We start from the raw sequence: 26,788 nt of genomic DNA, 5'->3' as shown, positions 1-26,788 counted from the left end.
CTTAGTGATTTACCAAATCATTAGTACAGATTATGCGACATTAGCTCAGTTGGTAGAGCGATACCTTGCCAAGGTATAGGTCATCGGTTCGAACCCGATATGTCGCTCCAATTTCCTAAATATTCCACTATCAGATTACTCAATTGACATTAGATCAGTTGCGGACTTGATATGGCGATACCTTCTTTTTTGCCAAGGTATAGGTCATCGGTTCGAACCGCTCTTGAACAAAATCATGTCGCTCCAATTTCCTAAATATTCCACTATCAGATTACTCAATTGGGATTAGCTCAGTTGCGGACTTGATATGGCGATACCTTCTTTTTTGCCAAGGTATAGGTTATCGGTTCAAACCGCTCTTGATCAAAATCATGTCGCTCCAATTTCAATAAATCCCCCAAAAACTACTTTAGCTAAGATCATTTCAATCGTGTAGCTCATATTGCTATTACTTACAATGCTTAGCCGTTGACTAAGGCATAGATCATTGCTCGAATCTCTCCCTATCAAAATCATTTCGCTGTACTTCCGTTAAACTCTCTAACAATGACTTTTTCGTGTCATTCCCTCAATTGGCTCATCTATATTTGTCTTGATTCACTGCCATCTACTTCAAGCACTCTATCTCAGATTCACCATGCACAACCAAAGACTTACGAATACCCTTTGGGAAAAGTGCGTTGAGATCTCTTTTGGCTTTTCTCTTTTATACAAAACAGTGTGATAGGATTAAGATGCGTGATCTATAGCGTGTTTCTTCAAGTTTTCCTAAATTAGATAGCTGCGTGAAAGTTAAATTATGACCTTGTTCAAATATTCGTAACGCTTTTACTCACATAATGGAATTAGACAAAATTAATAGCGCCAAGTAGTTGGCCTGACAATGGAGTGCATTATATGCGTATTCAACAATTACGTGATCTACTCGAGTATGTGGCAAATTGCCGCTTAGATATGGCGCAACTCTATGGCCGACTCAACAATCAAGCTGACTCGGCTCGTGTGAAAATGATGTTGGAGTATTTTGAATCACACCAAAAAACCATGGCAGAAAAACTGCGTGATTATATGGATGAAGCACCACATCGTATTCTTGATACTTGGTATAAAGACTTCACTTTTGAAGACTTTACTAAGCGTTGCCAAGATACTATGTTGCCCGCAAACATGAATGAAGATGATGTGCTCAACTTACATTTAGACCTAGAGAATCGTCTGATTGGTTTGTTAGAAAAAACAGTTAACTCAACCACGGCGGAAGATGCGCGCAATGCGTTAGCCAATTTGATCCGAGTAGAGAAAACTCAGCAGCAACGTCTAGTCCACAGTACGATTCGGATGGACGATATCTAAACCGTCATTTCTTCTTGATTCTCAAAGCCAGCCCAGCGCTGGCTTTGGTTTTTATGTCGACTTTGTATCGGCCACTTTTACTCTACTTTGCTCCATTTGGGCGGGTTTCTGCGCCTGAACTGATTTACGTCATAATTTCTCGCTGCTTTTTTTGCTACTTTCTTGATCTATTGGCTGATTTTTATTGGCCTTGCTCAATTCTGCCAAGACTTCTATGGTGAGATTACTCATTATGAAATGGAGTCATTGGTGTCTAAGGAGATCCTTCATGGCACAAGATCTATCGCAATTTCCCAAAGCTCTATACACCCAAACACAAGTTCGCGAAGCTGAACTGAGTGCAGTGTCTCAGGGAGTATCTAGTCTCTATGAATTGGTCGAGCGTGCTGGCGCGGCGGCTTTTGAGTGTTTAGCGAAACATAGCTCCAAAGTCTTACCTGTGTTAATCCTTGCTGGCAGCGGTAACAATGGTGCCGATGCTTTAGTGTGCGCCCGTCTAGCCCGTGCCAGTGGTATGGACGTTTCTGTGATGATGACGTCAGCGGCAGGCACGCCTGAGTGTCAGCAAGCATTGACTCATTATCTTGCTGAAGGTGGAAAATTACTGCCGTTAGAGGTTGAACCTATTCTCGCAGCGAAAATCATAGTCGATGGTCTGTTAGGTACGGGGGTACATGATGCTGTACGCGACGATATGTCTAAATATATCCGTGCCATCAATGACAATTCGGCTTGGGTATTGAGTCTTGATTTACCCTCTGGAGTTATTGCTGATACAGGCGCCGTAGTAGGTGTTGCTGTGATGGCGGATATCACCTTATGTTTTGGTGGTTTAAAGCAAGGTGTGTTAACGGGTAAGGCACGGCATTACAGTGGTGAGCTTGAATTTGCAGATTTAGGATTAACGCCTTTCTTTGCTGAAGTGAGCGCACAAAGAGTAGGAAGAGAGACTCTTAAGGACTATTTTGCCGCCCGAGCAAGGGATAGCCATAAAGGCCAATCGGGTAAAGTCACTGTCATCGGCGGTGATATAGGCATGGCAGGGGCTGTGAGACTGGCAAGTGAGGCTTGCCTACGTGCAGGCGCGGGATTAGTCACTGTGATCAGTCGACCTGAGCATCAACTGACGGTGAATGTTTCCCGTCCTGAACTGATGTTTTGGGGTTGTGATTTAGTCGATATGGAAGTGTATCTGCGCCTTGGTTGGGCGCAGGTTATCGTGCTTGGCCCTGGTTTAGGTAAGCATGACTGGGGGTATAATTTGTTTAAAGCCGTGGGCTTGAGCGATAAGCCTTGTGTTTTAGATGCCGATGCGTTGAATCTGCTCAGTAATGAACCAAGGCGCCAAACGAATTGGGTATTAACACCACATCCGGGTGAGGCCGCGCGTTTACTTGGTTGTACCGTGGTCGATATTGAACAGGACAGATTTGCCGCTGTTCGCGCGATACAGCAAAAGTACGGCGGTGTTGTATTGCTAAAGGGCGCAGGAACGGTCATTTTTGATGGTCAGCAAATGGTAGTGGCACCAGTCGGCAACCCTGGGCTTGCCAGTGGTGGGTGTGGCGATGTGTTATCTGGTATTATAGGCGCGCTCATGGCTCAGGGAATGGATAATATGCAGGCAACTGTGCTTGGCGTAGTCGTACATGGTTGCGCCGCTGATCTTGCGGCAATACAGGGAGAACGGGGTATGTTAGCGAGCGATTTAATGCCTTTTATTCGCCAATTAGTGAATAGTGATTTACTCTAGGCGGAATGTGAGACTCAAGCGGGGCTGGACTTTGTTATGTGCCCTGTGCCTTTTTAGGATTGAGTCGCTTCTCCATCAATAACAGCAGTGATATAAGCGGATATGACAGAGTTAACTTTTTTCTTAGACAACGAAGACGACACTATTGCGGTTGGGCAAAAATTAGCCCGCCATGTCCAAGCGCCTTTGACTCTGTATCTTACGGGTGATTTAGGAGCCGGTAAAACGACGCTGAGTCGTGGCTTAATTCAGGGATTAGGCCATAAAGGTGCCGTTAAAAGCCCGACTTACACTTTAGTTGAACCTTATGAATTAGAAGGTGTCGAAGTTTATCATTTTGATTTGTATCGTTTAAACGATCCAGAAGAACTCGAGTTTATGGGGATCCGCGATTACTTTACGGATAAGAGTCTGTGCATTGTTGAATGGCCAGATAAGGGAGAGGGTTTACTGCCCGCTGCCGATGTCCATATGCATTTAAGTTATCAAAATAGTGGGCGAGAAATACGCATAGAGGCCTTGTCTGAGCCAGGTGAAAAGTTATTAAAAGCGATAAAATAAAAACTAAAATGATAAAAAATAACCCGTATTTTCAAATTATTATTCTTTCTTTATGTTCTTTTTTCTCTGTGGTGGCCCATGCTGCTAATCAGTTAGAAAGCGTACGTATTTGGGCCGCGCCTGAGTCAACTCGAATCGTGTTTGACTTGAGTGGAGTGCCTGATTACACCTATTTCTCTTTAGATGGCCCTAATCGTTTAGTGGTGGATTTAAAAAAGACCACTGCTAAAGTTGTGCTTAAAAATCTTGAAAACAACAGTAAGTTAGTTAAGGGCGTTCGGATCAGTAAGTCACCGACTAAAGGTGATTTGCGCTTAGTGATCGATCTCGTAAAACCACTGAATGCAAGCTTGTTTTCTTTGCCTGTTACTGCGCCCTATGGCAATCGTCTAGTGGTTGATTTAGAAGATAAAACGTTAACTACGGCAACGGCTATCGTGTCATCTACACCCGTCAAAACTGTCACCCAAGCGGCGCAATCATCCCGCGATATTGTCATTGCTATTGATGCGGGTCATGGTGGCGACGATCCTGGCTCCATTGGTCCTTCTGGTGTTTATGAAAAAAAGGTCGCCCTAGAAATCGCCAGACGTGTTTCCAGCAAAATCAATGACACGCCAGGCATGCGTGCTGTGATGATCCGTACTGGTGATTATTTTGTGAATTTAAATAAACGCTCTGAACTGGCGCGCAACAGTAAGGCAGATCTGCTGATTTCTATCCATGCGGATGCCTTTACCTCGCCCAATCCACGTGGCGCCTCCGTATGGGTGCTATCAATGCGTCGTGCTAATAGTGAAATTGGTCGTTGGTTAGAGCAAAAAGAGAAGCATTCTGAGTTGCTGGGCGGCGCGGGTGAGATTATCCAAAACACGGATAATGAACAGTATTTGGCTATGACGCTGCTCGATATGTCAATGAACAGTTCGATGGCAATTGGCCATTCTGTAGCGGGGGATATTTTAAAAGATTTAGGTGGCGTGACTCAATTGCATAAAAGTCGCCCTGAGTCCGCGAGTTTAGCCGTGCTGAAGTCACCGGATATTCCTTCAATCTTGGTTGAAACGGGCTTTATTTCAAACCCTAAAGAAGAGCGTTTACTGTCGAGTAGTCGCCATCAAGAGAGCATTGCCAATGCTATTTATAAGGGTGTGAGCCGTTACTATCACAACAATCCGCCAGCGGATACTTTGCTTGCCCAAAGAAGGGGAGGAAGCTCTAGCAGTGCTAAGCCGGCCAAAACCACAGCAAAAGCATCAGCAGAAAGAACCTCAACAGAAAGAACCTCAACAGAAAGAACGCCTACAGCCTATGTTGGTGATGCGGTATCGACAAAGGTTAAACATAAGGTCCGTCGCGGAGAATCTTTATCTGCAATCGCGCAACGTTACAGTGTGCCTATGTCCAGCATCAAACAAGCGAATGGAATGAAGTCCGATGTGGTGCAGTTAGGGCAAACGCTAGTCATACCCCAGAGTTAAATAGGAAAGCATGATGGGCATTCAGATCCTGCCTCCGCAATTAGCCAACCAAATTGCGGCGGGGGAAGTGGTTGAGAGACCCGCTTCCGTAGTCAAAGAATTGGTCGAGAATAGCCTCGACGCAGGCGCGAGCCGAGTCGATATTGAAATCGACAAAGGCGGCAGCAAGCTGATTAAAATTCGCGATAACGGCTCTGGCATACCTGAAGATGAACTCGCGCTAGCCTTATCGCGCCATGCGACCTCAAAGCTGCACACTTTAGACGATCTTGAAGCGATCCTTAGTTTTGGTTTCCGTGGTGAAGCGCTAGCCAGTATCAGCTCAGTCTCACGTTTAACTTTAACGTCACGCACGGCTGAGCAAACCGAAGCGTGGCAAGCCCATGCTGAAGGTGCCGACATGGCAGTTAAAGTGATGCCTGCAGCGCATCCAGTAGGTTCGACGATTGAAGTGGTGGATTTATTCTTTAATACACCGGCTCGCAGACGCTTTTTAAAGAGTGACAAAACCGAATTTACCCATATCGATGAATGGTTAAAGCGCATTGCATTAGTGCGTGGGGATATCCATTTCACGCTGACGCATAACGGCAAGACAGTACGTAATTATCGTCCTGCCATGAATGAAGCCCAGTATTTACAGCGTTTGACGCAAGTGTGTGGCCGTCCATTTGCCGAGCAAGCGCTTAAGATTGAATGTCAACACGATGATTTGCGCCTCAGTGGCTATTTGCAGTCACCTTGGTCACCGGTTATCAGCGATACCCATTACTTTTATGTCAATGGACGCCTAATCCGTGATCGCTTGGTCAATCATGCAGTGCGTCAAGCCTTTGCCCAAAAAGCAGAACTTGAGCAACCCGGCTACGTGCTGATGTTGGATATCGATCCCCATCAAGTGGATGTTAACGTGCATCCTGCTAAGCATGAAGTGCGATTCCATCAGAGCCGCTATGTGCATGATTATATTCTGCAAGCATTGCAATCGGCGCTGGAAGAAGCAGGAGAGCTCAACTTTGTTCACTCTAGCTCTTTGGATGAGGTTGAAGATGTGTTTGTGGATGCCCCGATAAGCGCCACTGAAATCTCAGCCCCTTTTATACTTGGCGCTGATTCAGCTCAAGTTAATGCGCAAACTGATACACTTGAGTCTGCTCAAGATACAGTTGCCCCTGCCGTTCAAATAAAGTCTCTAGGCGCAGGACGAGAAGGCGCCAGTTTTGGCACTCAAACGAATGCTTTTGGCAGCATGACAACGCCAAGGGACAGCAGCCGTGGCAGTTATTCTGCAGGTGAATCTCGACAACGTACTGAATTACCGTCAAAGGCGGCAATAGCAAGTTATGGTGCTTTACTGCAAACCCCTTCTTACAGTGTAAAAGATCAAGATTATCAGTCTGTGTTACCTATGCCATCGATATTAGATGGGCAATATTGGGTGATGACGTCGGAAGATAAACTCAGTCTATTATCAATAAAATCAGTAGCATTGGCGACGCGATGCCAAGAGATTGAAGCTAAGCTAGCGACGGGGTTAATTGGTCAGCCTTTATTGATGCCAGTATCTGTCGCGGCTGATGCTGATTGGCAGGCTGTGCTCACTGAACACGACACGCTGATCCGCCAATTAGGTTTAGAACTAACAATTCGTTACCAGCAGTTGATTATTAAAAAAGTGCCCCCATATATCAGAGAGAGCCAGTTAGCCAAAGTGATCCCTGAATGGCTACAATCGCTGCGTTTTGAAACACCTGCGCCGAGCGCATTGGCGTTTTGGTTGGCAAAACACAGTTTAACGGGATTCGTTTCGGCACCAGAAATCTGGGCAGCATTTTCGCAGTTAGCTGAAGAGAAAAAACAGCTTATTGCCAACAAAGCGATATTCTTACCTTGGCAATCGTGGCTAGAAGAGCAAGCAAGTGAATAAAGAATTACAGCCTAAAGTGTTATTTTTGATGGGGCCAACGGCCTCAGGTAAGACAGCTTTAGCATTAGAATTGGCCGAAAAGCATAACTGTGAAATTATTTCGGTCGATTCGGCATTAATTTATCGTGGTATGGACATTGGCAGTGCCAAGCCTTCAGCAGACGAACTGGCTCGCGGGCCGCACAGATTAATTGATATTCGTGATCCCAGTGAAAGCTATTCGGCAGCCGACTTTAGAGCCGATGCAATAGCCCAGATAGAAGAGATTGTCAGCATGGGGAAAACGCCAGTATTAGTTGGCGGAACCATGATGTATTTCAAAGCGTTACTCGAAGGTTTGTCACCTTTGCCGAGTGCGGATGAGGCCATTAGAGCCGAGATCCAAGCGGAGGCGAATGAAAAGGGATGGGAAGCACTGCATGACCAATTAAGGGAGATAGATCCCGTGTCGGCAGAAAGAATTCATCCTAATGATCCACAAAGACTTTCAAGAGCGCTGGAAGTCTATAGAATAAGCGGCAAGAGCATGACTGAGTTGACTCAGACCAAGTCTGCTCCATTGCCTTATGACGTAGTGCAGTTTGCTATTGCACCGCGCGAGCGCAAAGTGTTACATGACTTAATAGCGCAACGTTTTGCGATTATGCTCAAACAGGGCTTTATTGAGGAAGTCACAGAGCTAAAAGCCCGTGGAGACTTGCATTTAGACTTGCCTTCAATGCGTTGTGTCGGTTATCGACAGTGCTGGCAATACCTAGATGGTGAGTTTGACTATGATACTATGGTCGAAAAAGCGGTTGCTGCTACTAGGCAATTGGCTAAGCGTCAATTAACATGGTTGCGGAGTTGGCCAGAGTTGAATTGGCTTGAAAGTGGTGCTGAGGGGAATTTAGTTATACTTATGCGTCAATGCCGCTAGCTTATTAGCCCTTGCTGTATAATACTAAAACTAAACAAAAAACTATCACTGATATCGATTTATTTTATATAAATTAAAAAGGAAATAATAAAATGGCTAAGGGGCAATCTTTACAAGACCCATTTTTGAACGCATTGCGTCGCGAGCGCGTTCCTGTATCAATTTACTTGGTTAACGGCATTAAACTCCAAGGACAGGTAGAGTCGTTTGATCAATTTGTCATTCTGTTGAAAAATACAGTGAGCCAAATGGTTTATAAACACGCTATTTCTACTGTCGTGCCAGCACGCCCATTCAACGTTACTGGTCACCAAAATGCCCAAGGCGGATATGGTGCTCAAGATGATGCGCCTAGTGGCGAATAAGTATTATCTGAGGAGTTTGCTTCTTGTTTGATCGTTATGAGGCGGGAGAAACTGCGGTTCTTGTCCATATCGACTTTTCCGATGAGGAACGCCGAGAAGATTTAGTCGAGCTGCAGCTATTAGTAGAATCAGCTGGGGCAAGATCAGTCGGGGTGATTACTGGAAGTCGACGTTCACCGGATCGCAAATTTTTTGTGGGTTCTGGTAAAGCCGAAGAGTTAGCTGCATTAGTGGCGGCGACTGAAGCCAATGTGGTGATTTTTAATCATGCATTGAGTCCAGCCCAAGAGCGTAATCTTGAGCAAGTGTGTCAGTGTCGAGTGCTCGACCGTACGACACTTATTCTCGATATTTTTGCCCAAAGAGCGCGAACTCACGAAGGTAAGTTACAGGTGGAGCTAGCGCAATTGCGCCATATGTCGACTCGCCTGATCCGTGGTTGGACGCATCTTGAAAGGCAAAAGGGCGGTATTGGTTTACGTGGTCCAGGGGAAACCCAGCTCGAAACCGATAGACGTTTGCTCAGAGGACGGATTAAAAATATCAACAAACGCTTAGAGCGAGTTGATAAGCAACGTGAACAGAGTCGACGTGCACGTAAGCGTAGTGATTTGTCGACAGTTTCATTAGTCGGCTACACAAACGCGGGTAAATCAACGCTGTTTAATGCCCTAACATCATCTGATGTTTATGCTGCAGATCAGCTATTTGCCACACTCGATCCTACGCTAAGAAAGTTAGATTTACCTGATGGTGCCGTGATATTAGCGGATACTGTCGGGTTTATTCGTCATTTGCCCCATGATCTCGTTGCTGCATTTAAGGCAACCTTACAAGAGACAAGGCAAGCTGAGTTATTACTACACATAGTTGATTGTGCAGATGAAAACATGGCGGATAATTTTGATCAGGTTCAATCTGTACTGAAAGACATCCAAGCCGATGAAGTCATGCAACTCGTGGTCTGTAACAAAATCGATTTACTCGAAGATGTGACGCCAAGAATTGAATATAACGACATAGGCAAACCCGTTCGAGTTTGGGTTTCAGCACAGAAGCGTTTAGGATTTGATTTGCTATTGAAAGCCATCACTGAGCTTATTGGTGAGGTGATTAAAGAGCTAACACTTAGAATTCCGGCAACTGCTGGACATTATCTTGGCCAGTTTTATCGACTGGATGCGATACAGCAGAAAGAGTACGACGATCTGGGGAACTGTATTTTGTCTGTTCGTTTATCGGACGCCGATTGGCGCCGATTAACAAAACAGAGTCAGGGTGAGTTAGAAACCTTCATCTTCGAAGATTCGATAGATGAAGCTGTTTGTTAATAATCTAATTTATTTCATCCACTTATGGAGTGCTAAATGGCTTGGAACGAGCCCGGTAACAAGGGTAATGATCCTTGGGGAAATAAAGGTGGTAACGACAAAGGACCACCGGACCTTGACGAGGTTTTTCGTAATCTTTCAAAGCGCTTTGGCGGCAAAGGAAATGGCTCAGGCCAGTCTTTTAGTTCGTTTAGCCTAATCATCATTCTTGCTGTTGCTGTAGTTGTTTGGGGACTTTCGGGTTTTTATACAATTAAAGAAGCTGAGCGTGGTGTGGCACTGCGATTTGGTAAACACGCTGGCGAAATTGGCCCTGGACTTCATTGGAAAGCCACATTTATCGACCAAATTTATCCCGTCGACATTCAATCGGTTCGCTCTATTCCTGCGTCTGGTAGCATGCTGACATCCGATGAAAACGTCGTGAAAGTTGAGCTTGATGTTCAGTACCGTATTTTAGATGCTTACTCATATCTATTTAGTGCCGTCGATGCGAACGCCAGTTTGCGTGAAGCGACTGACAGTGCACTGCGTTATGTCATTGGACATAACAAGATGGATGATATTCTGACTACGGGCCGTGATGCTATTCGTCGCGATACGTGGAAAGAGTTAGAGCGCATTCTTGAACCGTACAAATTGGGTCTTGCTGTTGTTGACGTTAACTTCTTACCGGCACGTCCGCCAGAAGAAGTGAAAGACGCCTTCGATGATGCGATTTCTGCCCAAGAAGATGAACAACGTTTTATTCGTGAAGCTGAAGCTTATGCCCGTGAAATTGAACCAAAAGCTCGTGGTGAAGTTGAACGTATGGCGCAACAAGCGAATGCTTACAAAGAGCGTGAAGTCTTAGAGGCTCGCGGTAAAGTGGCTCGTTTTGAGTTGTTATTACCAGAGTATCAAGCTGCGCCTGAAGTGACTCGTAAGCGTTTGTATCTTGATACAATGCAGCAAGTGATGACAGATACGAATAAAGTGCTGATTGATGCTAAGAACAACGGCAACTTAATGTACCTACCGCTAGATAAGTTAATTCAGCAGAAGCCTGCGACAAATGAGCTGGAAGCTAAGCCACAGCAAAATGTTAATTCTTCATCTGTATCAACGACTCGCGCGAATGAGCCTTTGAGTGGACGTCCATCCCGCGATGATCGTACTCGCCAAGGGAGGGAGTAATCCATGGGTAGATTAAGCGTTATTCTTATCGCCGTGCTCTTAGGTATTGGTTTGTCATCTTTAATGGTGGTGAATGAAGGCGAGCGCGCTATTGTGGCGCGTTTCGGTGAAATTTTAAAAGACGACGTTGACGGTAAGCAAGTCACCCGCGTCTACGGCCCAGGCCTGCACATGAAAGTGCCTGTGATCGATAAAGTAAAATTACTCGATGCCCGTATTCAGACACTCGATGGTGCAGCTGATCGTTTTGTGACTTCAGAGAAGAAAGACCTTATGGTCGATTCCTATGTGAAGTGGCGCATTATGGATTTCGAAAAATATTACCTGTCTACAAACGGTGGTATTAAGTCGAATGCAGAATCGCTATTACAACGTAAGATCAACAACGATTTACGCACAGAGTTTGGTCGTCGCACTATTAGAGAGATTGTTTCTGGTAAGCGTGATGAACTGCAAAATGATGCGTTATCCAATGCCTCAGAAAGTGCAAAAGACTTAGGTATTGAAGTTGTTGATGTGCGTGTAAAGCAAATCAATCTACCGGCTAACGTCAGTAACAGTATTTACCAGCGTATGCGTGCAGAGCGTCAAGCTGTGGCAAAAGAGCATAGAGCGCAAGGTAAAGAACAGTCTGAAATTATTCGTGCAACAATAGATGCTAATGTGACAGTGAAGATTGCCGAAGCTGAACGTAAAGCCTTAACCATTCGAGGTGAAGGGGATGCGTTAGCAGCGAAGATATATTCTGATGCTTACAACAAAGATGCTGAGTTCTTCGGTTTTGTTCGTAGCTTAGAAGCTTATCGAGCCAGCTTCTCAGGCAAGTCCGATATTATGGTGTTAGAGCCTGATAGCGAGTTCTTCAAGTATATGAAGAGCACTGCACCTAAGAAGTAATACATTAAAAGTATTCATTTAATAGGTCCTGTTACTCAGGGCCTATTTTTTTATCTGACGATTGTTAACTTAGTTTGAAAAGTCTGGGCTAATTTATATTAGCGATGCATGCTTTATGCCGATGTCACAGACAAGAAGCTTAAAATATGATCCAAATGAATTAAAATGGGTTAATAGTTGGGGGTTTTTTAGGCTTTTTTTAAAAAACACGCAATCTCCCTAACTTACTTGCGTGTTTTCACTATGATCTGCTTCTAATTTTTAGCTATAATGAGCCCCGCTTCAAACTTCGATTTTTGACCCTAGTGATGACTAAGGGCTGAAAGTCTTTGAAATATAAAAATTCCAACACCCTCTGGGAGATAAGTGGATGAGCAATGCGCCAGTCGATACCGGACGTCGCAGATTCCTGACAGCCGCAACCGCCGTAGTAGGTGGTGCTGGTGCCGTCGCTGTAGCGGTTCCTTTCATCAAGTCATGGAATCCGAGTGCCAAAGCGAAAGCTGCAGGTGCACCGGTCGAAGTAAATATCAGTAAAGTAGAGCCAGGTCAGCTGATCCGTGTTGAGTGGCGTGGAAAACCTGTATGGGTTGTCCGTCGCACAGATGCTGTGATCAATGAACTGCCAACACATGATGATAAGTTAAGAGATCCTGCTTCTGCTGAGATGCAGCAGCCTGATTATGCAACAAATCCTTTGCGCTCAATCAAGCCAGAGTATTTTATTGCTGTCGGTATTTGTACCCACCTCGGATGTTCACCTACTTATTTGCCAGATTCATTTGGTGAGCAAGTTGAAGGTGTCACTTCTGGTTTCTTCTGTCCATGTCATGGCTCTAAGTTCGATATGGCTGGTCGCGTTTTCCAAGGCGTACCTGCTCCATTGAACCTAGTTATCCCTCCACATCAATATGTTGATGATGGCACCGTGATTATCGGTGTAGATAAAGGAGTGGCGTAATGGTTAAGAATTTAATTAATTGGATTGATGCGCGTATCCCAATGACGGCGACTTATAACCGTCACGTGGGCCAGTACGCTACGCCAACTAACTTTAACTTTTGGTATTTTTTCGGTTCGCTAGCGATGTTGGTATTGGTTAACCAATTACTGACAGGTATCTGGTTGACGATGAACTATGTACCAACAGCAGAAGGCGCATTTGCCTCTGTTGAATACATAATGCGTGATGTTGAATACGGTTGGTTGCTGCGTTATATGCACTCAACGGGTGCATCAGCCTTCTTCGTTGTCATCTATCTGCACATGTTCCGTGGTTTAATTTACGGTTCATATCAGAAGCCTAGAGAACTACTGTGGCTGTTCGGTATGTTAATTTTCCTCGTGTTGATGGCCGAAGCCTTTATGGGTTACTTGCTGCCATGGGGTCAAATGTCATATTGGGGCGCGCAGGTAATTATCTCTCTGTTCGGTGCGATTCCAGTTATTGGTGACGACTTAACCCTGTGGATCCGTGGTGACTACGTGATCTCTGGCGCAACGCTGAACCGTTTCTTTGCGCTGCACGTTATTGCTCTGCCGCTAGTATTAGTCGTACTCGTGTTTTTACACTTAATTGCGCTGCATGAAGTGGGTTCTAACAACCCTGACGGTATCGAAATCAAGAAGAACAAAGACGAAAATGGCTGGCCAGTTGACGGTATTCCATTCCACCCATATTACACTGTAAAAGACATCATGGGCGTCGCGGGCTTCCTGATAGTGTTCTGCTATGTGTTGTTCTTTATTCCTGAAGGCGGTGGTTACTTCCTTGAAAAGCCAAACTTTGAAGCGGCTAACTCGATGAAGACACCTGAACACATTGCACCCGTTTGGTACTTCACTCCTTTTTACGCCATTTTACGTGCAGTGCCTGATAAATTGGGTGGCGTGATAATGATGGGTCTGTCGATTGCAGTACTGTTCGTATTGCCTTGGTTAGATCGCTGTAAAGTGAAGTCGGTTCGCTACCGTAGTACGCTACATAAGCTGAACATTGCTCAATTTGCTATATCTTTCATAGTATTGGGTTATTTAGGGGTAGTGCCTGCCACGCCGACGCTGACGATAGTTGCACAGGTGTTTACTTTCACTTACTTTGGTTTCTTTGTGGCGCTGTGGGTATACAGCAAGAATGAAAAAACTAAACCTGTTCCAGCGAGGTTGACACACTAATGAAAAAATTATTGATTGCATTAGTTGCCTTGTTGCCGACGTTGGCTATGGCCGCGAGCGGACATAAAATTCATTTAGAAGATGCCAATGTTGATCTGCATGATAAAGCTTCTTTAGAGCGTGGTGTGGACCTGTTCCAACATTACTGCTCTGGTTGCCACAGCACTCAGTATCAACGTTATGAACGTGTAGCGACCGATATCGGTATCTCTGCGGATGATATGCGTAATAAGTATATGTTCACCGATGCTAAAATTGGTGAGTTGATGCAAAACGCTATTCCACCTAAAGATGCTGCTAAATGGTTTGGTGCTACACCGCCAGACTTAACTTTAGTTGCTCGCGTGCGTGGTGAAGATTGGGTTTATTCCTATCTGAAAGGCTTCTATAAAGATCCAAGTCGCCCATTTGGTGTGAATAACACAGTATTCCCATCTGTTGGTATGCCACATGTACTTGAAGAGTTACAAGGCACACCAGTTAAACAAGAAGATGGCACTATTGTGGTGACTGGCGGTAAATTGAATGCGGAAGAATACGACCAAGCAGTACGTGATATCACTGGCTTCTTAGTTTATTCGGCTGAACCTGTTAAGCTAGAGCGTCAAGCTATGGGCTGGTGGGTACTCGGATTCCTATTTATATTCTTTATTGTGGCCTACCTCTTGAAGAAAGAGTATTGGAAAGATGTACACTAGGCACCAATAACGGGTAAAATGTAATATCCGCATAGTGTAAACGGGGGGCTTTGCCCCTCGTTTACTTTTGTTTTATTTCGATTCTGGAGGGTATCAATGGCTGTTGCTGCCAACAAACGCTCTATCATGACACTGTTTTCAGGTGCTGATGATCTGTATAGCCATCAAGTACGTATCGTGTTAGCTGAGAAAGGGGTTACTGTTGATGTTTTACAGGTCGACCCTAACGAAATGCCTGAGGATTTGCTCGAAGTAAATCCATATAACTCAGTGCCAACTTTGGTAGACCGTGAACTCGTTTTATACGAATCACGCATTATCATGGAATATTTGGATGAGCGTTTTCCTCATCCGCCTTTGATGCCAGTTTATCCAGTGTCTCGCGGCCAAAGCCGTTTGATGATGCATCGCATCGATACTGACTGGTATTCGCTTGTTGACCGTATCCGTAAAGGTGATCGTGTTGAAGCGGCTCGTAAAGAGTTGACTGAAAGCCTGATCGCAATTGCGCCTATCTTCGGTGAAGTGCCTTACTTCATGAGCGAAGAATTTGGTCTAGCGGATTGCTACCTTGGCCCATTGTTGTGGCGCTTACCTGTATTAGGTATTGAGCTAGATAGCCGTGTAGCTAAAGATATCAAAGCGTATATGACACGTATTTTTGAGCGTGAATCGTTTAAAGCTTCTTTAACTGAAGCCGAACGCGAAATGCGCATGGGTATGTAATGAAACCTTTGACTCCAAATCGTCCTTATTTACTAAGGGCTTACTATGATTGGTTGATGGACAACCAATTGACTCCTCACGTTGTGGTTGATGCCTTTGTTGAAGGCACTCAAGTACCGCAGCAATACGTGAAGGATGGCCAGATAGTGTTAAATATCGCTGCTGGCGCAGTGGGCAATTTGCAAATTAGCAATGAGTGTGTGGAGTTCAATGCGCGTTTTGGTGGTGTTCCTCAGCAGGTGATGTTGCCAATGGCGTCGATTGTCGCTATTTATGCCCGTGAAAATGGTGCTGGCACTGTCTTCGATATCGAAGATGCTTACCTGATGGACGATGAAGTCGATTCATCTTTATCTGTTGTTGAAACAACAGATAAAGCGTTTGAACCGACAGATGAGCCTCCTAAGCGTCGCAGTCATTTAACAGTGGTTAAATAACTGTGGTGAAATGCCCAAGTCGTTTAAAAACTAAGCCAGTCTAATAACTGGCTTTTTTGTCGCTGTATTTTAATCCCCACAATTGGTTAAACCTTAAGTACAAGGTGTGATAGCATTTGCGCCCGCATTCATCCGTTAGATATGCGTTACCTTTACCCATTTAGACCAATGGATCTTGTATGTTGCTAATGATCGATAATTACGACTCTTTCACCTTTAACTTAGTGCAGTATTTTCAGCAGCTAGGGCAAGAGATAGTGGTTAAGCGTAATGACGAAATTAGCCTAGCCGACATCGAGGCGCTTGCGCCTAGTCATTTGGTGATTTCGCCCGGCCCTTGCACTCCCAATGAGGCGGGGATTTCCCTTGCGGCGATTGAGCATTTTGCCACGTGCATGCCGATCCTAGGTGTCTGTTTGGGACATCAGGCGATGGCGCAGGTTTTTGGTGCCAATGTCGTGCGTGCCGAACGGGTGATGCACGGCAAGGTCAGTGCAATTACGCACACTGGACAGCGGTTATTTAAGGGATTAAATCAGCCTTTAACCGTGACACGTTATCACTCGTTACTGGTTGATGCTGTGCCTGAAGGTTTTGTACTCGATGCTTGGTTTGACGATGCAATTCACGGCCGAGAAATCATGGCCATGAGCCATCAAGACTTACCGCTTTATGGGGTGCAATTTCATCCCGAATCAATTCTCACCGAGCAAGGTCTCGAACTGTTAGCCAATTTTTTAGCGCAACCGGCTGTGTCCGTATAATTTCCTCGCCTTAAAAACTCTCCACACTATCAATTTCTGTTACAAGATTTATCCTTCTTTTAAGCAAGTTTAGCGATTAACTATGCTATAACTGCCGCAAAACTACGCGAATAGGCGAAACCAGCAGATAAGTAGACTGGGTCATTTAGCCATTGCGATAACAATAAAAGGAAGGATAAATGAGAAGCGTAATGCGAAATTTGGGTTTTAGTGCGTTAGCGGTTGCCGTATTGGCTGGGTGTGCAGCGACATCGACTGAAACTGCAACTCCCGTAATAGCTCCGCCAGCATTCCAAGTTCCCTTAGCCCAACCACCACAAGTTTCACAGGCACTTACGCTTAATCAAATTATGGCAAACCCCGATTGGATGGGGATCTTTGCCAAAGAGGCTTACTGGAGCGACGATAGCCAAAGCGTGCTGTTTGCCCGCCAAGCGAGTGCTTCACCTCTGCGTAGCTATTATCAGCAAGGCATCAATGACAGCCGCGCCGTCGAGCTAGCGCTCGATAAGTTACATGCCGCAGATCAGCAGTTTGGTGTGTTTGATCGCACTAAGTCCCACAAGGCTTACCTATATCAAGGCAACATTTTTGTTAAACAATTAAGCACGGGTAAGATCAGCCAATTGACTCGCCAGCGCACCGCCATCGATGGTGTGCGTTATCTCAATAATGGCGATATTGCCTATTGGCAGGGCGACAATGCTTTCCAAATTCATCAAGATTCAGGCTTAGTCGAGCAACTTGCTGAAATTAAAATGGCGAAAGCACCAGAAGCGGTAAAAGAGCCGACGTCTTATATTGCGAAACAACAGCACAGATTGATTCAGTATGTAGCGCTGCAGCAAGAAAATGCTAAAGCTAAAGCGCAGTACCAAGATGAATTACAAAAAAACGATCCAACGCTCGCCGCCAGCACTTGGTATTTAGGCGATAGCGAAGTGGTGTCAGAGCTGAGTTTATCACCCGATGGCCGCTATATTTTAGTCGCTCTTACAGATAAAAATTATACAGGTAGCAGCGAACACGACATCATGCCTAATTACTTAGGTAGTGAAGGTTATATCGACCCAGTGCCAGTGCGCGCGCGCGTGGCTGAAGATACGCCACCAGGGCAACGTTTTGTTGTGCTTGATTTAAACCAACATAAAAAAGTCGATATCACAATCGAGGGCCTTACTGGTTTTGATGAAGATGTGCTAGCCAAAGTGAAAGCTGAAAATACTAAAGCGAAAGCCGAAACTTATCAAAGCACTAAATCGCCACGTAAAATTCAGTTGATGCAGGATTGGGGCTGGACTCAGAGTGCGATTCAATGGCATGAGTCGGAAAATAAATTAGCCCTGATGCTAGAAGCAACTGATAACAAAGATCGCTGGATCGCTAGTGTCGATTTAGCTAAGGGTAAATTCACCACAGAACATCGTTTGCATGACGACGCTTGGGTGAATTACGACTACAACCAATTCGGTTGGTTACCGGATACGGATACCTTGTATTACTTGTCAGAAGAGTCCGGTTATTCGCAGCTTTATATTAAAGCTCAAGGCGAAAAGCCGCGTGCGTTAACCCAAGGCAAGTTTGTGGTGAGTGATATTACGCTGTCACCGGATGCCAATTACATCTATTACAAAGCGAATCAGAGTCACCCCGGCATTTATAATGTTCACCGCGTGAATCTTGCCACAGGTAAAAATGAGCAATTAACTCAGTGGGATGGCAACTTAGATTACAGCTTAAGCCCCGATGGCACTCAGCTATTACTCAATGCTTCACGCCGTACTCAGCCAAATGAGCTTTATGTTCAACCCATTGGCGGCGAGTTAAAGCAGCTGACGTCTTATACCAGTGATGCCTTCAAAAATTACCCATGGCAAGCGCCAGAAGTGGTAGCAGTACCTTCAAATCATGGTGCTGGCAATGTGTACGCTCGAGTTTATCTGCCGCAAGGCTATGATAAGTCCCGCGCTGAGAAATATCCTGCGGTGATTTTCAATCACGGCGCAGGTTATCTGCAGAATGCCGATTATGGTTTTAGCGGTTATTTTCGCGAGTTTATGTTCCACAACCTGCTGACTCAACAAGGTTATGTTGTGATGGACATGGATTACCGTGGCTCTAAAGGTTACGGCCGAGATTGGCGCACTGCTATTTATCGCAATATGGGTCATCCAGAAGTGGAAGACTTAAAGGATGGCGTAACGTGGATGGCGACTCATACCCATGTCGATACTAAGCGTGTCGGTACTTATGGTGGCTCTTACGGTGGATTCTTAACCTTTATGTCTTTGTTTACCGCGCCGGACTTGTTCCAAGCTGGAGCTGCATTGCGTCCTGTGGCGGACTGGGCACATTATAATGCGCCTTATACCTCTAATATCTTAAATACGCCTGATGTCGATCCTATCGCCTATGAGCGCAGCTCTCCTATTGAGCATGCCCAAGGATTAACTAAACCACTGCTTATCATGAGTGGCGTAATGGATGACAACGTTTTCTTCCAAGACAGTGTGCGTATGGTACAGCGCCTCATTGAACTGGAAAAACCAACCTTTGAAATGGCGATTTATCCTGTTGAGCCCCATGGTTTCCGTCAACCTTCTAGCTGGTTAGATGAATACCGCCGCATCTATAAGTTATTTGAACAAGAACTTAAATAATTCAGTTCGATTTCTGTTAAAGGCCTCCTAGTCGAGGCCTTTTTATTGGGTAACTGACTAGGAAATATCCGATATAACTCTTTGTTTGCGTTCTGCGACTTTGCATTATTGCTAAGATTAAGTGTATGTGCTGAAATTGTAATGATTTTGAGAGTTTGATTGTGTTGACGTCACTCGGGCATTAGCGATATAGGAAAGATTTATAGTGGCGATTTCGGTTGCGGGCGGTGTAAGACCCGGCAAAATTATAGAGATAGAACATAGACTCTATCAACAATTGATCCTCGGAAAGCAAAAAGCGAGCCCGACTCTTTTGGATGAACTCGACCTTGAATTAGAGGCCGATGCAAATAAGTTAGATGTTGAACGCGAAGCGATTTTGGTGCGTTTGATGAAACAAATTAAAGCTAAAGAAGTGTTTGAAGCCGTATCGAGCCAGTTGCATGAAACTGTCATTAACGCCATCGAGCATCAACTCGCGTCCCCTGAATCTGTTCTGGCTAAGTCAGATATCAATGAGTCGCAAATCCTCTTGCTGGAATTATTGCTGGCAAAAAATCTCGATGCAACGCGATTAAGGCCACTGATCAGTAACTTAAGTTGGTTGTGCCGCGACTTAACCAACATGGTCAACAGCCCATCTTTTCGCGCTCGCCGGTCTCAGAGCTCAGATGTGCGGGTCACTGATATCAAATTAGTGATGAATTACATCGGTATCGAAAACCTTCGCACCATTATCCCTTACTTTTGTTTGCGAAATTGGCTTCCTAGTGGCAATGCTAAGTTGTTATGGACTACCCGTAAATTATGGCGCTACAGCATAGTCAGTGGCATAGCGGCAAATGCTTTAGCTCAGCTTCATAATACTGACTCAGCCTTGGTTTATAGTAGTGCCTTACTTAATCAGTTAGGCACATCCGTTGTATTGAGTTTAAGTGCCCGTTTATTCGACCAAACATGGGGATCTTGGATAAGAGAAGCCAGTAGCAGCCGTGATAAGGAAGTGTATGATGCGGTGATTGCCACTGAGTTTCCTGCTAAGGCCGTGTTTGAACAAGTGTTAAACCATGGTCTTAAACTTAATTGGCAATTATTAGAGTTACTTAAGTTTGAAGCGAGTCCCTTAACTCGGTTGTTAAAGGAGTTAGACCAAACCTTAAGCTATCGAGAATTGTCGCCTCAGTCGGCATTAGTCGCGCGGGCAAACTGTTATGCTAAGGTGGTATTACTCGAAGAAATGCGTCAAATCGATCCCCAAGAAAAGCACTTAATGTTTGATTATTATGAGTTAACTGAGCAAGAAGTACTGCGCTTAAAAGCACAAAACTATAGGAAGTTAGATCTGCTGTAATCCACGGTCTGCTACGTAGCGCCATGATTGCGGCGTTTAAGTAGAGGAAGGGATATGCCAAGCTGGCAAGCATCTGTACTAAATACCATTTTATCCTATGTCGCTAGGCCATCCATCAGTCGTGGACAGGCCAAAATGCCCTTAGCGCAAGTGCGTGAAAAGTTGCTTGAGCTTGATAGACGCTGGCTCCCTTGGCCGGATAAGTTAGTCAGCGCTACCATCCCCTTACAACACTCAAACTTGTTACATTATGTGCTTCTCAACGAACCTCCTCGCCTTGGAAATCTATTTTATATCCGTGGCGGAGGCTTCTGTTTTAAAACGCCCCATGCCCATGCAAGACTGGTCGCAGATATCTGCCAGCGTTGTCAATTAGATGCTTATATTCCGGATTATCGTCTCGCACCTGAGTATCCTTTCCCCGCGCCATTTGATGATGTACTTGAAGCCTATAGACGGTTAATTGAGCTGAAAGGCACGGAGAATTTGATCCTCATGGGTGACTCGGCGGGCGGCAATTTAGCACTGAGTTTGTTGCTGGAATTAAAACGTTTAGCCCTGCCTTTACCGACCGCCTGTATCTTGCTATCGCCCGCGTTAGACTTAGCGCTTACGGGGGATACTGAGTTGATACTCGCAGCCGACGATCCCTTCTTCACCATAGAGGCATTGCTGCGCTTACGTGGCGCTTATCTTGCGGGGGCCGATCCTATGTCGGCAAAAGTTTCCCCCTTACAGGGAAACTTGGCAGACCTGCCGCCTATCTTAGTGATTGCGGGTACGCGGGAGTTATTATTACAGGATTCTGAACGTTTAGTCGCCCAAATAAAAGCCTGTGGTGGTGAGATAACAGGCTGCTTTTACCCTAACATGCCCCATGTGTTTCCTCTGTTCAATTTATTGCCCGAAGCCCTTGAAGTGAGGTCGAAAATTGGCCATTTTGTGCTTTCACACTTGATTCGTTAAAATGGTGTAGTTATTCACATTCAGTGAATAGCTAGCAAAATGAGGGGCAAATAACTTTTTTTCTGACTAATTATGCTGCAAGCCATGGGCTTAACCGCTTGTATAGTTCTTAAACTGCAATCTTTATGCACTTTGGGTGGAAGTGCGTGGATTGATGTTTGTGAAAAACTGGTATTTTGATCACATTTTCGCTAATAATGGTTATTAATAGACACAAGCAATCCCAGTATCACTAACTCTAGATAAAGATACCTATGGGACTCTGACGGTGCAAGGCGCCGTTAAACAAACACAAAGGACGAATAAGAATGAGCGTTGATATGAAGTTGGACCGTGCCCAGTTTGACGCAGTGATGGTGCCTAATTATGCGCCTGCTGCCGTGATCCCTGTTCGTGGCGAAGGAAGCCGAGTTTGGGACCAAGAGGGCAACGAGTTTATCGATTTTGCTGGCGGTATTGCGGTAAATTGCTTAGGTCACTGTCATCCAGCCCTTGTGAATGCACTAAAGACACAAGGTGAAAAATTATGGCATCTGTCAAACGTAATGACGAATGAGCCAGCCTTAGCATTAGCGACTAAATTAGTTAATAGCACGTTTGCCGACAAAGTGTATTTTGCCAACTCTGGCGCCGAAGCCAACGAAGCCGCATTAAAACTTGCCCGTCGTTATGCTTTAGAAAAACATGGCGTTGAGAAAGATGAAATCATAGCGTTCGATAAAGCTTTCCACGGCCGTACGTTCTTCACCGTCAGTGTCGGTGGACAAGCTGCCTATTCCGATGGTTTTGGTCCTAAGCCGCAGAGCATTACTCACCTGCCATTTAACGATGTTGCCGCCTTAGAAGCCGCAGTAACCGATAAGACTTGCGCCATCATGCTTGAGCCGCTGCAAGGCGAGGGCGGTATTATCGATGCCGATCCTGCATTCCTAAAAGCCGTGCGTGAATTAGCGAACAAGCACAATGCACTAGTGATTTTTGATGAAGTCCAAACAGGTGTGGGCCGTACTGGTGAACTGTACGCTTACATGGGTACTGAAATCGTGCCTGACATCTTAACCACAGCTAAAGCGCTCGGTGGTGGTTTCCCTATCGCAGCTATGCTGACAACGGCTGAGATTGCTGAACATCTAAAAGTGGGCACTCACGGTTCTACCTACGGTGGTAACCCATTAGCCTGCGCTATCGGTAATGCTGTGTTAGATGTAGTGAACACACCTGAAGTGTTAGATGGCGTAAAACATCGCGAGCAGTTATTGCGTGATGGTTTGAACAAAATTAATGAAAAATATCATGTTTTTTCAGAAGTACGCGGTAAAGGTTTACTCTTAGGGGCCGTTCTTAATGAACAATACCAAGGTCGTTCACGCGACTTTTTGGTGGCCTCTGTCGCTGAAGGCTTAATGAGCCTGATGGCGGGTGCTAACGTGGTGCGTTTTGCTCCTTCTCTGGTGATCCCTGAGGCAGATATTGCTGAAGGTCTAGCTCGTTTTGAACGTGCTGTGGCGAGCATAGCTGCCGCCTAAATGACCAAAGGAGTGCTGAATTTATTCGCACTCCTTTTTTGTCAGGGAATACTTACCTGCATCACTGCCTGTCTTTTTGAAGAGAGGTGCCTTGATGCACGGTAAGCCAAAGTGAGGAGACACTAAGATGTTAATCATACGTCCTATTCAGGCTGGCGATTTTGAGGCCTTATATCAAATTGCCGAAGAGTCTGGTCATGGTTTTACGTCATTACCTGTGAATGCGGATCTGCTCAGACATAAAATTGCTCGAGCAGAAGCCTCATTCGTCAAAGCCGTAGAGACTCCCTTCGATGAAGGTTATCTAATGGTGTTGGAAGATACCGATACCCGTGAAGTGGTGGGAACGTGCGCCATCGAAGCGGCGGTGGGAATGGAAGATGCGTTCTACCATTATCGACTCGGTACCGAAGTCTATCATTCTGAGCAAATTGACGTGCGTAACGAGGTCGAAACACTCACCCTTTGCCATGACTACACTGGCGCTGCTGAGATGTGTACGCTGTTTTTGCGTGAAGCATATCGCAAGGGCAACAATGGCCGCATGTTATCCCGCAGTCGATTTCTGTTTTTAGCTCAACATGCGAAGCGTTTTGGCGAAACTGTGATTGCCGAAATGCGCGGTGTAAGCGACGCCGAGGGGCATTCACCTTTTTATGGTTGGTTGCAAAAACACTTTTTGGGCATAGATTTTATTCAGGCAGATTATCTTTCTGGCTTAGGTAAAAAGGCATTTATGGCCGAAATGATGCCACGAAATCCTGTCTATGTTTGTCTGTTGCCGGAAGAAGCGCAGAAAGTGATTGGCGAAGTGCATACCAATACCCGTCCCGCATTAAGTTTGCTGCAGGCCGAAGGCTTTCGATGCCGCGGTTATGTGGATATTTTTGATGGTGGTCCAACGGTTGAGTGTCGTTTATCGGACATTCGCGGCGTGCGTGAAAGTCGTTTATTGACCGTCGATATTGGTGACATGGTCGAAGCCGACACTCAATTTATTATCTCAAATACCCAATTAGCCAATTACCGAGCGACGTCTGCTGCACTGGCCGTGGACGACAAATCCGAACACATCATTATCAGCCCTGAGCTGGCAGCGGGTTTGTTACTCGCAAAAGGCGATCAAATCCGTATTTTGGCAATGTAGGAATAACCAATGACACATTATATTCAAGGCCAGTGGCATGCTGGCAAAGGTCATGACGTGACCTCAATTAACCCTGCCAATGCACAATCTATTTGGACAGGTAAAACGGCCACTGCAGAACAAGTTAATGCCGCCGTTGATGCCGCGCGCGCCGCACAGTTTGATTGGTTTATGTTAGGTTTTGATGCGCGTTTAGCCATAGTTGAAGCGTATCGCAGCCAACTCGAAGCCAATAAAGCGGAACTGGCAGAAACGATTGCCCAAGAAACCGGTAAACCTCAGTGGGAAACCGCGACTGAAGTCGGCGCTATGATAGGCAAAATTGCTTTATCGGCTGCGGCTTACAATAAACGTACGGGCACTGAAGCCAACGATACGCCAGCAGGACGTGCGGTTATCCGCCATAAGCCCCACGGTGTTGTGGCGGTGTTCGGTCCTTACAACTTTCCTGGTCATTTGCCGAACGGCCACATAGTCCCTGCGCTGCTGGCTGGGAATACCGTGATTTTCAAACCTTCAGAGCTCACGCCTAAAGTCGCCGAGTTGATGGTCAGCCTATGGGATAAAGCGGGTCTGCCAGCTGGCGTACTTAACTTAGTCCAAGGTGAGGTTGATACGGGTAAAGCGCTGGCTTCACACCCGCAGCTCGATGGTCTGTTCTTTACCGGTAGCTCACGCACAGGTCATTTTTTACATCAACAATATGCCGGTCATCCGGGCAAGATTTTAGCACTTGAGATGGGGGGCAATAACCCACTGATCATTAAAGGTGTGCAGGATATTAAGGCCGCAGTGCACGATATTTTGCAGTCTGCTTATATCTCATCGGGTCAACGTTGCACTTGTGCGCGCCGTTTATATGTCGAGCAAGGCGAGCAGGGCGATGCGCTGATTGCCATGTTAGTCGATGCGGTTAAACAGATTAAAGTCGGTCCTTGGAATGCGCAGCCACAACCTTTTATGGGCTCAATGATTTCTGAAACTGCCGCTAAGGGTATGGTTGCGGCGCAGGCGAATTTGCTGAACTTGGGCGGTGTGTCTTTGGTCGAGTTGACCCATCTAGAAGCGGGTACAGGCTTAGTGTCTCCTGGCCTTATCAATGTGACAGCGATCGATGTCTTGCCGGATGAAGAATACTTCGGACCTCTGCTACAGCTGGTGCGTTATAGTGATTTCGATCAAGCGATCAAATTAGCTAACCAAACGCGTTACGGCTTGTCTGCGGGATTACTTGCCGATAGCCGTGAAGATTATGACTATTTCCTCGCGCGTATTCGTGCTGGCATTGTTAACTGGAACAAACAAATTACTGGCGCATCTGGCGCGGCACCTTTTGGTGGCGTAGGGGCTTCGGGTAACCACAGAGCGAGTGCTTTCTATGCCGCCGATTACTGTGCTTATCCGGTCGCTTCGGTCGAGGCTGATGCCGTGAGTTTACCCGCGACATTAAGCCCAGGTTTGAGCTTGTAAGCGGGTAGAGATTTGACTTTTATGCGGTAAAGAATATGTGGGAAAGAGGAGGAAGGACTAATGTTCTTCCTTTTTAATAACAAGCAGTAACGTTACTTGAGTTTCTACTGTGGGTATGTGTAGACGCTACAACAGTAGCATTTAGGTCGTTACATTTAGTGTTTGCGGCAAAATAACAGCAATAACCGCAGCACAATAAAAGGAGTTTTTATGCATACCGACATCAACGCGTTATTTGCCGCTCTGTGGCAAGACTATATTCAAATGACCCCTTCAGCGGCAAAAGTGCACGCGTTGTTGGGTCATGGTAAACCGATCATCAACGACCATATTGCCCTGCGTACTTTCAATATCGCTAAGGTGAATTTGGACGTGCTGGCTAAGCATTTCACTTCGCTAGGTTATGTACCTTGCGGTGATTATAAGTTTGAACAGAAAAAACTGATCGCTAAGCATTTTGAACATCCAGACTCGACTCAGCCTAAAGTGTTTATCTCTGAGCTGTTGGTTGAAGAATTTAGCCCTGCGTTGCAAAAAACTATTCAAGGCTTAATCGCCCAAGTGGATGCAGCAGCGACAACGGCGGACAACTTTATTTACTCAGGCCGTCATTGGTCTTTAGATGCTAAAACCTATCAGGACTTATTAACTGAGAGTGAATATGCAGCTTGGGTAGCGGCTTTTGGTTACCGCGCTAACCATTTCACTGTGTCTATCAATCACCTCGACGGTTTTGAGACTTTAGAGTCAGTGAATGAAGCACTGAAGCAAGCGGGCTTTGTGCTCAATAGTTCAGGTGGTGAGATCAAAGGTTCGCCAGAAGTCTTGTTAGAACAGTCTTCGACTATGGCTGATAAGATTGGTGTTGAATTTACTGACGCGACAGTGGAAATCCCAAGCTGTTTCTATGAGTTTGCGCTACGTTATCCTATGGCTAATGGCGAGCTCTACACAGGCTTTGTGGCGGCGTCTGCCGACAAGATTTTTGAAAGCACCAATGTGAATAAAGCCTAACGTCCTCAAATTGCTTTCTGCATAAAAAACGCCATCAATTCGATGGCGTTTTTTATGGATATTTCAAACAAGGCATTTAATACGATTGGCA

Annotated in this window: 23 protein-coding genes and 1 tRNA gene; all 24 read left to right on the top strand. The window is 45.5% G+C overall.

Annotation, left to right across the window (positions count from 1 at the left end):
- Positions 1 to 34 precede the first annotated feature (34 nt).
- The 24 genes from KO537_RS03890 (at position 35) to KO537_RS03775 (ending at position 26,697) form a co-directional block, all read left to right on the top strand.
- Positions 35 to 110: transfer RNA gene (locus KO537_RS03890), tRNA-Gly, on the top strand.
- Positions 111 to 897: 787 nt separating this feature from the next.
- The gene (locus tag KO537_RS03885) at positions 898 to 1,353 is read left to right on the top strand and encodes a hypothetical protein (protein ID WP_028761762.1); all 456 of its coding nucleotides are present in this window, start codon (positions 898 to 900) and stop codon (positions 1,351 to 1,353) included.
- A gap of 268 nt (positions 1,354 to 1,621) precedes the next feature.
- Entirely contained in the window at positions 1,622 to 3,106 is a 1,485-nt protein-coding gene (locus KO537_RS03880; protein WP_173247561.1) for an NAD(P)H-hydrate dehydratase, read from the top strand.
- A 102-nt stretch (positions 3,107 to 3,208) separates the two neighbouring features.
- Entirely contained in the window at positions 3,209 to 3,667 is a 459-nt protein-coding gene (gene tsaE, locus KO537_RS03875) for a tRNA (adenosine(37)-N6)-threonylcarbamoyltransferase complex ATPase subunit type 1 TsaE (protein WP_028761764.1), read from the top strand.
- Positions 3,668 to 3,675: 8 nt separating this feature from the next.
- A complete protein-coding gene (locus KO537_RS03870; protein ID WP_219233899.1) occupies positions 3,676 to 5,148 on the top strand; it encodes an N-acetylmuramoyl-L-alanine amidase in 1,473 nt (490 codons plus the stop codon).
- 10 nt (positions 5,149 to 5,158) lie between these two features.
- A complete protein-coding gene (mutL, locus tag KO537_RS03865) occupies positions 5,159 to 7,075 on the top strand; it encodes a DNA mismatch repair endonuclease MutL (RefSeq protein WP_219233898.1) in 1,917 nt (638 codons plus the stop codon).
- Entirely contained in the window at positions 7,068 to 7,994 is a 927-nt protein-coding gene (miaA, locus tag KO537_RS03860; RefSeq protein WP_131523973.1) for a tRNA (adenosine(37)-N6)-dimethylallyltransferase MiaA, read from the top strand. The genes mutL and miaA overlap by 8 nt, the downstream gene beginning before the upstream one ends.
- Before the next feature lie 92 nt (positions 7,995 to 8,086).
- Entirely contained in the window at positions 8,087 to 8,359 is a 273-nt protein-coding gene (hfq, locus tag KO537_RS03855) for an RNA chaperone Hfq (RefSeq protein WP_006084207.1), read from the top strand.
- A 23-nt stretch (positions 8,360 to 8,382) separates the two neighbouring features.
- Positions 8,383 to 9,690, top strand: coding sequence for a ribosome rescue GTPase HflX (gene hflX, locus KO537_RS03850; RefSeq protein ID WP_028761769.1), 1,308 nt, complete (start codon positions 8,383 to 8,385; stop codon positions 9,688 to 9,690).
- A 36-nt stretch (positions 9,691 to 9,726) separates the two neighbouring features.
- Entirely contained in the window at positions 9,727 to 10,866 is a 1,140-nt protein-coding gene (gene hflK / locus KO537_RS03845; RefSeq protein ID WP_028761770.1) for an FtsH protease activity modulator HflK, read from the top strand.
- A gap of 3 nt (positions 10,867 to 10,869) precedes the next feature.
- Positions 10,870 to 11,763 (top strand): protease modulator HflC, encoded by an 894-nt coding sequence (gene hflC / locus KO537_RS03840; RefSeq protein ID WP_113939145.1) that lies wholly within the window; start codon positions 10,870 to 10,872, stop codon positions 11,761 to 11,763.
- 370 nt (positions 11,764 to 12,133) lie between these two features.
- Entirely contained in the window at positions 12,134 to 12,724 is a 591-nt protein-coding gene (petA, locus tag KO537_RS03835) for a ubiquinol-cytochrome c reductase iron-sulfur subunit (RefSeq protein ID WP_006080059.1), read from the top strand.
- Positions 12,724 to 13,938 carry a cytochrome bc complex cytochrome b subunit gene (locus tag KO537_RS03830; RefSeq protein WP_105250274.1) on the top strand — a complete coding sequence of 405 codons (1,215 nt, stop codon included), beginning with the start codon at positions 12,724 to 12,726 and terminating at the stop codon, positions 13,936 to 13,938. Before petA ends, KO537_RS03830 begins: the two co-directional genes overlap by 1 nt.
- Positions 13,938 to 14,636 (top strand): cytochrome c1, encoded by a 699-nt coding sequence (locus KO537_RS03825; RefSeq protein WP_173247552.1) that lies wholly within the window; start codon positions 13,938 to 13,940, stop codon positions 14,634 to 14,636. The genes KO537_RS03830 and KO537_RS03825 overlap by 1 nt, the downstream gene beginning before the upstream one ends.
- A 96-nt stretch (positions 14,637 to 14,732) precedes the next feature.
- The gene (gene sspA, locus KO537_RS03820) at positions 14,733 to 15,362 is read left to right on the top strand and encodes a stringent starvation protein SspA (RefSeq protein ID WP_006080065.1); all 630 of its coding nucleotides are present in this window, start codon (positions 14,733 to 14,735) and stop codon (positions 15,360 to 15,362) included.
- Complete coding sequence (locus tag KO537_RS03815) at positions 15,362 to 15,799, top strand: ClpXP protease specificity-enhancing factor (RefSeq protein ID WP_105250272.1); 438 nt, start codon at positions 15,362 to 15,364, stop codon at positions 15,797 to 15,799. The genes sspA and KO537_RS03815 overlap by 1 nt, the downstream gene beginning before the upstream one ends.
- Positions 15,800 to 15,978: 179 nt before the next feature.
- Positions 15,979 to 16,563 carry an aminodeoxychorismate/anthranilate synthase component II gene (locus KO537_RS03810; RefSeq protein WP_219233897.1) on the top strand — a complete coding sequence of 195 codons (585 nt, stop codon included), beginning with the start codon at positions 15,979 to 15,981 and terminating at the stop codon, positions 16,561 to 16,563.
- A 179-nt stretch (positions 16,564 to 16,742) separates the two neighbouring features.
- On the top strand, positions 16,743 to 19,223 hold the full coding sequence (locus tag KO537_RS03805; RefSeq protein WP_219233896.1) for a prolyl oligopeptidase family serine peptidase: 2,481 nt from the start codon (positions 16,743 to 16,745) through the stop codon (positions 19,221 to 19,223).
- A 205-nt stretch (positions 19,224 to 19,428) separates the two neighbouring features.
- The gene (locus KO537_RS03800) at positions 19,429 to 20,574 is read left to right on the top strand and encodes an HDOD domain-containing protein (protein WP_219233895.1); all 1,146 of its coding nucleotides are present in this window, start codon (positions 19,429 to 19,431) and stop codon (positions 20,572 to 20,574) included.
- A gap of 54 nt (positions 20,575 to 20,628) precedes the next feature.
- On the top strand, positions 20,629 to 21,540 hold the full coding sequence (locus tag KO537_RS03795) for an alpha/beta hydrolase (RefSeq protein ID WP_173496275.1): 912 nt from the start codon (positions 20,629 to 20,631) through the stop codon (positions 21,538 to 21,540).
- A 308-nt stretch (positions 21,541 to 21,848) separates the two neighbouring features.
- Positions 21,849 to 23,066: an aspartate aminotransferase family protein gene (locus KO537_RS03790; protein ID WP_105250267.1), complete on the top strand. Its 1,218-nt coding sequence runs from the start codon at positions 21,849 to 21,851 to the stop codon at positions 23,064 to 23,066.
- Positions 23,067 to 23,193: 127 nt separating this feature from the next.
- Positions 23,194 to 24,213: an arginine N-succinyltransferase gene (gene astA / locus KO537_RS03785; protein WP_105250266.1), complete on the top strand. Its 1,020-nt coding sequence runs from the start codon at positions 23,194 to 23,196 to the stop codon at positions 24,211 to 24,213.
- A gap of 9 nt (positions 24,214 to 24,222) precedes the next feature.
- On the top strand, positions 24,223 to 25,683 hold the full coding sequence (gene astD / locus KO537_RS03780) for a succinylglutamate-semialdehyde dehydrogenase (RefSeq protein WP_219233894.1): 1,461 nt from the start codon (positions 24,223 to 24,225) through the stop codon (positions 25,681 to 25,683).
- Positions 25,684 to 25,893: 210 nt separating this feature from the next.
- Positions 25,894 to 26,697 carry a DUF1338 domain-containing protein gene (locus KO537_RS03775; RefSeq protein ID WP_212599655.1) on the top strand — a complete coding sequence of 268 codons (804 nt, stop codon included), beginning with the start codon at positions 25,894 to 25,896 and terminating at the stop codon, positions 26,695 to 26,697.
- The last annotated feature ends 91 nt before the right edge of the window (positions 26,698 to 26,788 follow it).

The organism is Shewanella sp. NKUCC01_JLK (assembly GCF_019345615.1).
GTDB classification, from domain to species: Bacteria; Pseudomonadota; Gammaproteobacteria; order Enterobacterales; family Shewanellaceae; genus Shewanella; species Shewanella oncorhynchi.
This window is presented reverse-complemented; position numbering and strand designations above follow the sequence as displayed.